This window comes from uncultured Rhodococcus sp. (assembly GCF_963525155.1).
GTDB classification, from domain to species: domain Bacteria; phylum Actinomycetota; class Actinomycetes; order Mycobacteriales; family Mycobacteriaceae; genus Rhodococcus_F; species Rhodococcus_F qingshengii.
On record NZ_CAURKP010000200.1, the window covers coordinates 1 to 8,716 of the forward strand.

Annotated in this window: 10 protein-coding genes; all 10 read right to left on the minus strand. The window is 63.0% G+C overall.

The genetic code is table 11. The features are described 5' to 3' along the window. The coding region (locus tag RWT78_RS25440) for a F0F1 ATP synthase subunit delta (protein ID WP_003941304.1) at positions 1–824 on the minus strand (824 nt) is incomplete at its 3' end. Positions 825–829: 5 nt separating this feature from the next. Then, positions 830–1,387: a F0F1 ATP synthase subunit B gene (locus RWT78_RS25445; protein WP_019749173.1), complete on the minus strand. Its 558-nt coding sequence runs from the start codon at positions 1,385–1,387 to the stop codon at positions 830–832. Positions 1,388–1,394: 7 nt separating this feature from the next. Further along, complete coding sequence (locus tag RWT78_RS25450) at positions 1,395–1,637, minus strand: ATP synthase F0 subunit C (RefSeq protein ID WP_003941327.1); 243 nt, start codon at positions 1,635–1,637, stop codon at positions 1,395–1,397. 83 nt (positions 1,638–1,720) lie between these two features. Beyond that, entirely contained in the window at positions 1,721–2,548 is an 828-nt protein-coding gene (gene atpB / locus RWT78_RS25455; RefSeq protein ID WP_030537337.1) for a F0F1 ATP synthase subunit A, read from the minus strand. 280 nt (positions 2,549–2,828) lie between these two features. Then, the gene (locus RWT78_RS25460; protein ID WP_019749175.1) at positions 2,829–3,299 is read right to left on the minus strand and encodes a glycine zipper family protein; all 471 of its coding nucleotides are present in this window, start codon (positions 3,297–3,299) and stop codon (positions 2,829–2,831) included. Between the two features lie 32 nt (positions 3,300–3,331). Beyond that, entirely contained in the window at positions 3,332–4,519 is a 1,188-nt protein-coding gene (locus tag RWT78_RS25465) for a glycosyltransferase family 4 protein (RefSeq protein WP_030537335.1), read from the minus strand. Next, entirely contained in the window at positions 4,516–5,841 is a 1,326-nt protein-coding gene (glyA, locus tag RWT78_RS25470; protein ID WP_314681761.1) for a serine hydroxymethyltransferase, read from the minus strand. The genes RWT78_RS25465 and glyA overlap by 4 nt, the downstream gene beginning before the upstream one ends. 2 nt (positions 5,842–5,843) lie before the next feature. Beyond that, entirely contained in the window at positions 5,844–6,506 is a 663-nt protein-coding gene (locus tag RWT78_RS25475) for an L-threonylcarbamoyladenylate synthase (protein WP_003941345.1), read from the minus strand. Then, positions 6,503–7,435, minus strand: coding sequence for a peptide chain release factor N(5)-glutamine methyltransferase (gene prmC, locus RWT78_RS25480; RefSeq protein ID WP_007726206.1), 933 nt, complete (start codon positions 7,433–7,435; stop codon positions 6,503–6,505). The genes RWT78_RS25475 and prmC overlap by 4 nt, the downstream gene beginning before the upstream one ends. A 77-nt stretch (positions 7,436–7,512) precedes the next feature. Continuing rightward, positions 7,513–8,592, minus strand: coding sequence for a peptide chain release factor 1 (gene prfA / locus RWT78_RS25485; protein WP_003941341.1), 1,080 nt, complete (start codon positions 8,590–8,592; stop codon positions 7,513–7,515). Positions 8,593–8,716 lie beyond the last annotated feature (124 nt).

Consider the following 8,716-nt stretch of genomic DNA (forward strand, 5'->3'; position numbering starts at 1 on the left):
TACTTGAGGTTCTTCCGCAGTGCTGCGAGTCGACCCGCTGCGCTGCCGTCGATAACCTCGTCGCCCACCCGGACGACCAAGCCGCTGAGGAGTTCTGGATCAACCTCGACGTGTACTGCTACCGGCTTCCCGTAGGTGCGGGTAAGAGTGCTGGCCAAGCGATCCGACTGCTCCGAGCTCAACGCCGAGGCGCTGCGAACGTGAGCAACGGTGGTATCGCGCTGCGCTGCGGCAAGATTCGACAGCTGATCGAAAGTGTCTGCGGGTGCAGACTTCAACCGGCCGACGGCCTGTCCGGCGAGTGCCTCGGTGACCGCAGTGACCTTGCCGTAGAGCAAGCGGGAGAGGAACTCACGCTTGCGGGCTGCGGGAACCGACAGATCCGAGAGCGTCTGCTCCAGGCTGGGATCCCCTGCCACGATGCGACCGAGACGGAAGAGCTCGTCCTCAACGGTGTCCAACTGGCTCTGATCGGCTGCGGCGCGGAGCAGAGCTTCGCGTCCGAGCAGTTCGAGCGAGTTGACCAAGTCGCGGGCCGCAGACCAGTCCTGGCCTGCAGCTGCCTTCACGGTGGCGAGCGCCTCGGCGCCGACCTTTCCGGAGAACAACTGCTCTGCCAAAGCCTGGCGACCAGCGGCCGGTGCCGAAGCGTCAGCCAGCGCGCTGCGAAGAGCGCGCTGGCCGTCGAGTACCTCGACCACCGAGAAGAGCTCGGACCCAGCCTGAGCAGAAGCAGCAGTTGCGGCTCCTGCAGAGACGGCGCCCAGGGCACTGCTCAGCGCAGAACGAGTCTGCGCCAAGGCTTCACGGCTCGCTGCGTACATGTTGCTCACTTCCTGGCTGAATCAGCGCTGACGGTGTCGAGCTCGTTGAGGAAACGATCAACCGTTCCGGCGCGCTTCACGTCGTCGGCGAGAGACTCCCCGATGACCTTCTCGGCCAGGTCTACAGCGGTCTTGCCGAGATCCGAGCGGAGCTCAGCGACGATCTGCTGACGCTGGGCGACGAGCTGGCTGTGGCCTGCGGCCACGATGCGGTCGCTCTCGTCCTGCGCCTGAACCTTCATGTCAGCGATGATCTGCTGACCCTGGGTACGCGCTTCCTCACGGATCTGCGCTGCCTCGGTACGAGCTTCGGCGAGCTGCGCGCGGTACTGCTCGAGCGCGGCCGCTGCCTCTGCCTGTGCGTCTTCGGCCTTCTTGATGCCGCCCTCGATCTGCTCGGTGCGTTCGGCCAAGACCTTCTGGAACTTCGGAAGAACGAGCTTCCAGAAGACAAAACCAACTACTACGAGCGCGACCGCGGACCACACGATGTCGTATGTCTCGGGCAAGAGAGGATTGTGTGTCTCCTCTGTTGCCGCGAGCACTGCGAAGGTGGCTCCCATGTCTGTCTTAGAAAATGAAACCGGCGACAAGGCCGATCAATGCGAGGGCCTCGGTGAATGCAATACCGAGGAACATGGTGGTACGAACCTGGCCGGCCATCTCGGGCTGGCGGACCATGCCTTCGATTGCCTTGCCCACAACGATGCCCACGCCGATGCCGGGGCCGATTGCTGCGAGGCCGTAGCCGATGGCTCCGTAGCCGCGCGACTTGGTCTCGACAACTTCCTGAGCGAGGTAAGCGATGCTCATGGTGTTCCATTCCCTTTCTGTTGACCTCCGCCGGATTCGGCAAGAGGCTCAGTTCTTGGTGTAGCTGGTGAGGAGGTAAAAGGTCAGTGCTCGTCGGCGTGGAGCGCCAGTTCGATGTACACCGCGGTCAGCAACGCGAACACGTAAGCCTGCAGGAAGATGACCAGCAGCTCGAAGAACGTGAATGCGATACCGGCGATGATCGACGGAACGCCGAAGATCGCCTGGAATCCGCCCGACACGAAGAAGAAGTAGTTCGTCGCGCTGAAGAACAGCACCAGCAGGATGTGGCCGGCCAACATGTTGGCCATGAGACGAACCATCAGCGTGAACGGGCGCAGGATGAAGGTCGAGATGAACTCGATGGGCACCAACAAGAAGTGCAGGGGCAGCGGGACGCCGGGAACGACGATGCTGCTCTTGACGTACTTGAAGAAGCCGTACTTCTTGATTCCGACGTAGTTGAACACGATGTAGGCGAGCGCCGCGAGTACCAGGGGCATACCGATTCGTGCGTTCGGCGAGATGTTCAGGAAAGGAATGATGCTGGCCAGGTTGCTGGCGACCACGATGAAGAAGATCGTCGTGATGACCGGCAGGAAGCGCTTGCCCTGTTCCTTGCCCAGGATCTCCTCGGCGATGTTGATACGAACGAAGTCGAGCGCAAGCTCAGCGGCGTTCTGCATCCCACGGGGAACCAATCGAGGGCTGCGCATCGCGATCACGAAGAAGGCTGCGACCAGCACCGACATCAGCAGACGAATCAGCATCAGACGGTCGAGCTCGAAGGGGCCCGCGTGAATCAACACGGAGGGCGGGAAAAAATCGTCTAGTGACGGCGCATGGAATTCATCCGCGGCCAGGGTGGTGACGCTCAGCGTTCTCTCCCGTAGTCGGTCCGCAGCCATCATTGACTGCGGTTCGATCGGACATTGACGATCTACAAGTCGACAAGTTCGACTCGCGCATTCGTCAGCAGCTGGAGAACCCTAGAGGGGCCTGGCGTCTGTCGGTGTCGGCGACTCTCGTCGACTCAGTGGTCAGAATTTCGACCACCTGCGAGCACATGGCATCGTCGGCTGAGTGTTACTCGGCCCACCATTGCTCTCGCTTGAACCGAACCTTATCAAGTCATCTACGACATTGTGTAGATGGGGTACCTGGAAGTCCGATTAGTTACCTCTTGTAGTACTACTCGTCGTCGTCGACGTTGCTGCTGGGAGTGGGATCGACGTACGGAGTTTTGGTTCCCAGGACGCCGTAAGTCTCCGCACCGAGCACCACGACCAGCGACATGATGATGACCAGGACGAGGGCGGTCTTGTTGTAGAAATCCATGTCCGAGAGGACAAAGAGAACCACCATCGCGAGAATCATCTTCAGCAGCCAGGTACCGAGCAGAACGGCACCGGCCGTGAGCGCAGGCAGCTTCGCTGTGAGCAGCACGCCCAACGCCGTGAACAGGATGAACCCGCCGCCGACGGCTGCGCCGATCAAAGCGCCGTAGACGCCTTCCTTACCGGCGAAGAGCCCGCCCAGGAGCGCGCCGACCACGGCCAGCGCGATCAGCCCCATCACACCCCACTTCACGGCCGACTTCATGGCGGCGGTCGAATCAGGGATGGGTTGCGAGGCAGGTACAGGCTGCGGCGTGTTCGTCACGATGCCCAAGGGTAATGGATCGGAAAACTTGGCTAGCGACGCTGCTGCTTGCGATCGATCAGCGAAGGCACCGCAGTGAAGAACAACGCAAGAACCAAACCGGCCGCGACGAGTACAACAACCAGCTGACGATTGAGCAGCGAGGATCCGACGGCACCGAACGCCAGGACGCTGACCCACAGGTAGATGACCAGCACAACTCGTCGGTGCGTGTGTCCGATCTGCAAGAGGCGATGATGCAGGTGCATCTTGTCCGGACTGAACGGACTGACGCCCGCTTTCGTCCGGCGGATCACGGCCAGGAGCATGTCCAGCATCGGGATGAACATCACAGCCCCGACCAGCAACAACGGCGCGAGGAGGCCGACGAGGTCGCGGGTTCCGTAAGCAGCGAGCGGAATACGACCGGATGCACTGGTGGAGATCGCGGCCAGCATGAGACCGATCAACATCGACCCGGAATCGCCCATGAAAATGCGCGCTGGATTGAAGTTGTGTGGAAGAAAACCGAGACAAGCGCCTGCCAAGGCCGCCGCGATCATCGCCGGCGGGTAGACACTCGCGTCGCCGCCCTGATCGTGGAGAAGACCGATCGAGAAGATGAGGATGGCGAGCGCCGCGATCAGCCCCAACCCGGCGGCCAATCCGTCGAGACCGTCGACAAAATTCATGGCGTTGATGGTCGCGACGGCAACAGCAACGGTGAACAGTCCGGATTGAATCTGATCGAGGATGATGGTGGACCCACCGTCACCGCCGAACGGGTTGTAGATGATGAACCAGCTGACGCCCATCACCACAAGAACGCCGGCAGCAGTCACCTGACCGACAAATTTGGTTAGGGCGTCGAGGCCCCACCTGTCGTCGATCACGCCCACGAGGACGATGACGGCGCCCGCGACGAGCGCAGCGTGTACGTCAGGACTACCGAAGCCGAAACCTCTTGTGAGCGCGGGTAATTGCTGCGCGAACAGCAGACCGACAGCCATGCCGACATACATTCCGACGCCACCGAGGCGCGGAATCGGCTCGACGTGAACGTCCCGATCACGAGGAATCGCGACAGCGCCGAACCTCAGCGCCAACAACCGGACTGCGCCAGTCGCCAGGTAGGTCACCACCGCCGCCGTACACAGCACGAGCAAAAGTTCACGGATGGGAACACCCGCTCCCCCGCCACCCTGTGCCAGATACGTGGTCGCCTCGTAGGAAGTGATCACTGCTCGAGATCACCCGTCTGGCGGGCATAGGCAGGCTTTGCCCGGACCAGTTCGCGAACGCCGTCGGCAACTGCTGCCAACTCGGCCTCTCCTGACGTGGTGGCGGGGTCGGCGACAACTGCGCGCGCGATCAACTCCCCCACCACGCTCATGTCGGAGCGGTTGAAACCCTGGGTCGTGACGGCCGCGGATCCGACGCGGATTCCGGACGTGACGGCGGGCGACTGCGGATCGAACGGAATCGCGTTCTTGTTGAGCGTGATCGAAGCCTGTCCGCACCTACGCTCGGCGTCGACTCCGGCGACGCCGCTTGCGCGCAGGTCGAGAAGCGCCAGATGTGTGTCGGTTCCACCGGACACGGTGCGCAGACCGCGAGCTTCCAACGACAGCGCGAGTGCCGACGCATTGGCAACCACTTCCTGTGCATACCAACGATATTCCGGCGTCGACGCTTCCTTGAAGGCAACCGCCTTCGCAGCGATCGCATGCATCATCGGGCCGCCTTGAATGAAGGGGAACACCGCGCGATCTACAGCCGAGGCATGCTCGCCGCGGCACAGGATCATTCCGCCGCGCGGGCCTCTGAGGACTTTGTGCGTCGTCGCGGAGACGACGTCGGCGTACGGAACGCACGACGGTATCGCCCGGCCTGCCACGAGTCCGATGAAGTGGGCGGCGTCGACCCACAGGATCGCACCGACCTCGTCTGCGATCGAGCGGAAGGCTGCGAAGTCGATGGTGCGGGAGTACGCGGTCGCGCCGGCGACGATGATTTTCGGCTTGTGCGCCAGAGCCAGGGTGCGAACCTCGTCGTAGTCGATCAATTCGGTGGCCGAATCGACGTGATAGGGAACGGTGGTGAACCACTGCCCAGAAAAGCTGACGCGAGACCCGTGAGTCAGATGCCCACCGTGCGGCAGACTCATCGCCAATACGGTGTCGCCGGGCTTGGCGAATGCGGCGTACACCGCGAGATTCGCAGTGGCCCCCGAATGCGGTTGGACGTTGACGTGCTCGGCGCCGAACAGCGCCTTTGCCCGATCGATCGCCAGATTCTCGGCTACGTCGACGTACTCGCACCCGCCGTAGTAACGCCGACCCGGATAGCCCTCGGCGTACTTGTTGCTCAGGGTCGAACCCAAGGCAGCCAGTACCGAGGGGCTGGTGAAGTTCTCGCTCGCGATGAGTTGAAGTCCGTCGCGCTGACGCTCGAGTTCGGCCAGCGCAACAGCCGCGATCGCGGGGTCTGCCGTGGCAAGCTCACCGAAATCCGGTCCCCAATACGTGGATTCCCCCGCGCGCTCGCCGCCGGCGCCGACCATCGTTACGAAACTCCCTCTACGAGACTTTCCGGACTGGTGCCCAATACCTCGGCGATGGATTCTGCCGAGACGGCACCCACTCGCAAGATACGCGGTGAATTGCCGGTCAGGTCGACGATCGTGGAAGCAACGGCGTGTTCGGCCTTGCCCCCGTCGAGATACACGCTGGCAGATCCGCCGAGCTGATCTCGGGCTTCCTCGACGGTAGTTGCCGGCGGACGCCCCGAAATGTTGGCGCTCGAGACGGCAAGCGGTCCGACATCGCGCAACAATTCGAGGGCAACCGGATGCAAGGGCATGCGGAGCATGACGGTTCCGCGGGTATCACCGAGGTCCCAGGCAAGTGAAGGCGCCTGCTCGACGACCAGGCTCAGTCCGCCGGGCCAGAAGGCGCGGATCAGATCCCGTGCCTGCGGGCGCACGCTGTAGACGAGCCCGTCGATGGTGTTCCACGATCCGACCAGTACCGGGACGGGCATGTCTCGCCCGCGCCCCTTGGCGCGCAACAGACTCGTGACAGCTTCGCTGTCGAACGCGTCGGCGGCGAGTCCGTAAAGGGTGTCGGTAGGGAGAACTACGAGTCGGCCGGCCTTGAGCGCGTTCTTCGCGGCGGCCAAGCCTGCGGTTCGGGAATCTGTCTGACTGCAGTCGTACACGGTGCTCACTCAGCCATCCTTTCACTCTGCGCTTCGGGCGTTCGATTCCGCTGTGCTTCGACGTCGGTGGCGACACGTCTGGCGACGACGAATCGCGGACGACCGGCAAGATCTGGATGCTGCGCGACCTCGCCGAATACCCGGCGCGCCGAGAACAGCGCAGCGACGCCGTCCCCGTTGGTGTCGTCGTGCTCGATGCCTGCCGCGCCGCCGATTCGAAGCCACCGCGCGATGTTGCTGATCATGGGTTTGATGACGGACAGACCGTCGACGCCACCGAACAACGCGGTGTGCGGGTCGTAATCCATGACCTCAGGCTGCAATTGCACGCCTTCGGGGATGTACGGCGGATTGGAAACGACCAGATCGACGCCGCCCTCGAGCCCTGGCAACAGGTTCCGATCGGTGACATCGCCCTGATGCAGATGGATCGGTGTATCACCGGCGGCCTCGCGGTCGGCAGCATTACGACGCGCCCACGCCAACGCGGCGGGCTCCTTCTCCACGGCGTGAACGACGGCGTCCGGACGGGCCTCGGCGATGGACAGCGCGAGTACACCCGATCCCGTGCACAGGTCCAGAACTACCGGCGGCTTGCTTCCGCAACCTTCGAGGAACGAGAGTGCCCAACCCATGAGCAGTTCGGTTTCCGGCCGCGGAATGAAGACACCCGGCCCGACAGCGACGTCGATGTTGCCCATCGACGCGACTCCGATGATGTGCTGCAACGGAATCCGCTTCACCCGTTGCGCAACCAACTCGTCGAACGCCGCGATGACCTCGGGATCGACCAACGGAATCAGCCCGAGACGCGTGCGTTCGACCCCGAGCAGGTGGGATGCCAACAACTCGGCGTCGGTGCGTGGGCTGGGCACACCTGCGGCGTCGAGCTGTTTTGCAGCTTCGATCAGCGCCAAACGAAGTGGAAGTCGACTCACGGGTACAGCCTGCCACGCTCGACCGACACGCGGTTCACCGAGTTCCCGGCGGGATGGAGGTCAGTCATGGTCTGCATCTACTCGGCCGCGAGACGCGCCTCTCGGTCCGCCTTGCCCAATGCATCGAGAAGTGCGTCGAGCTCACCGTCGAGCACCGCGTCGAGGTTGTGCGACTTGAATCCGATGCGGTGATCGGTGATGCGGTTCTCGGGGAAGTTGTAGGTGCGGATGCGCTCCGAACGGTCCACCGTCCGAACCTGACTCTGGCGACCTGCCGACGCTTCAGCGTCCGCGGCTTCCTCGGCGACTACCTGCAAACGGGCTGCAAGGACCTGCATGGCGCGCGCCTTGTTCTGGAGCTGCGAACGCTCGTTCTGGCAAGTGACGACGATGCCGGTCGGAAGGTGCGTGATTCGGACAGCAGAGTCGGTCGTGTTGACGCCCTGACCGCCCTTGCCGGACGAACGGTAGACGTCGATACGCAGGTCACTTTCGTCGATCTGGACCTGCTCGACCTCTTCGGGCTCCGGGTAGACCAGAACGCCGGCAGCCGAAGTGTGAACGCGTCCCTGGGATTCGGTGACGGGCACTCGCTGGACGCGGTGAACGCCGCCCTCGAACTTCAGCCGCGCCCACACTCCGTCCGGGGTGTCCGACTTGCTCTTGATCGACAGCGTGGCTTCCTTGTATCCGCCGAGATCGGAGACCGTCGCGTCGAGAATCTCGACGCGCCAGCCGTGCCGTTCCGCGTAGCGGACGTACATGCGGGCCAGGTCCGAGGCGAAGAGTGCGGATTCTTCGCCGCCCTCACCGGACTTCACTTCGAGGACGATGTCGTCACCGTCATGCGGATCACGCGGCGCCAACTGATCGGTGAGCGTCTGCTCGAGCTGCGCGACCTCGGCTTCGAGATCGGGGATCTCGGCGGCGAAGCTGGAATCGTCGGCGGCTAGTTCGCGCGCGGCTTCCAGATCGTCCTGCGCAGCGGTGAGCTTGTTGTACGTCGACATGATCGGCGAGAGCTCGGAGAACCGCTTACCGACGCGCCTGGCAGCGGCAGGGTCGTTGTGCAGCGCCGGATCGGACATCTGTGCTTCGAGACCGGCGTGCTCCGCCAAGATGTCGTCGATGGCCGAGGGCTGGGTTGCGCCTGCCATGGTTCGCTCCGCTCTGAGTTTCGATTCCTACGGTGCGCGCTTGAAGGTATTTCGACGCCGGGACCCGGGAAACGCGCAAACCGAGTGCAGGCACAAAAAAGCCGACGCCCGATCTGCGCATGGC

What these genes read in the sequence shown, in the direction of transcription:
- atpB (WP_030537337.1), bottom strand. Translation starts at nt 2,548, where the DNA reads ATGATGGCTGCGGACCGACTACGGGAGAGAACGCTGAGCGTCACCACC.
- glyA (WP_314681761.1), bottom strand. Translation starts at nt 5,841, where the DNA reads ATGGTCGGCGCCGGCGGCGAGCGCGCGGGGGAATCCACGTATTGGGGA.
- RWT78_RS25445 (WP_019749173.1), bottom strand. Translation starts at nt 1,387, where the DNA reads ATGGGAGCCACCTTCGCAGTGCTCGCGGCAACAGAGGAGACACACAAT.
- RWT78_RS25450 (WP_003941327.1), bottom strand. Translation starts at nt 1,637, where the DNA reads ATGAGCATCGCTTACCTCGCTCAGGAAGTTGTCGAGACCAAGTCGCGC.
- prfA (WP_003941341.1), bottom strand. Translation starts at nt 8,592, where the DNA reads ATGGCAGGCGCAACCCAGCCCTCGGCCATCGACGACATCTTGGCGGAG.